This window comes from Micromonospora reichwaldensis (assembly GCF_031845925.1).
Lineage (GTDB): Bacteria > Actinomycetota > Actinomycetes > Mycobacteriales > Micromonosporaceae > Micromonospora > Micromonospora reichwaldensis.
Genome location: NZ_JAVRFL010000085.1, coordinates 1 through 516 on the forward strand (window position 1 = coordinate 1; position 516 = coordinate 516).

The following is a 516-nucleotide window of genomic DNA, read 5'->3' on the forward strand; positions in this document are numbered from 1 at the left end:
TGAGTTTTTCGGCGTCGGGGTCGGTGCGTCCGGTGAGGGGGGTGCCGATGACGATGGGGTTCTGGTGGGTGTAGCGGTGGATGAGGAGTTGGAAGGCGGCGAGGAGGACGCCGAAGGGGGTGGAGCCCGTTTGGGCGGCGAGGGCGGTCAGGGTGGTGAGGGTGCCGGGGTTCAGTTGGCTGTGGTGGACGGCGGTGGGTCCGGGTTCGGTGTCGGGGCGTGGCCGGTCGGTGGGCGGGTGGCAGACGGGCGGGGCGTCGCGTAGTCGTGCGGCGAGTTGTTCGAGCTGTTGTTGGGCGTTGGCGCTCTGCCAGTGGTGACGCTGGCGTTGGGCGATGTCGGCGTACTGGGTGGTGAGGGGTGGCAGCGAGGGCGCGCGACCGTGGGCCAGGTCGGTGTAGAGGTGGTCGAGTTCGGTGTGGAACACGCCGACGGACCAGCCGTCGAGGACGATGTGGTGCCAGGTGAGGCAGAGCACGTGGCTGGTGGGGGCGAGTTGGAGGACGTGGCTGCGTA

At 69.4% G+C, this 516-nt stretch carries 1 protein-coding gene; it reads right to left on the reverse strand.

Going from position 1 to position 516, the window contains the following annotated elements:
- The coding region (locus tag RM555_RS30820; protein WP_311415000.1) for a condensation domain-containing protein at positions 1 to 516 on the reverse strand (516 nt) is incomplete at both ends.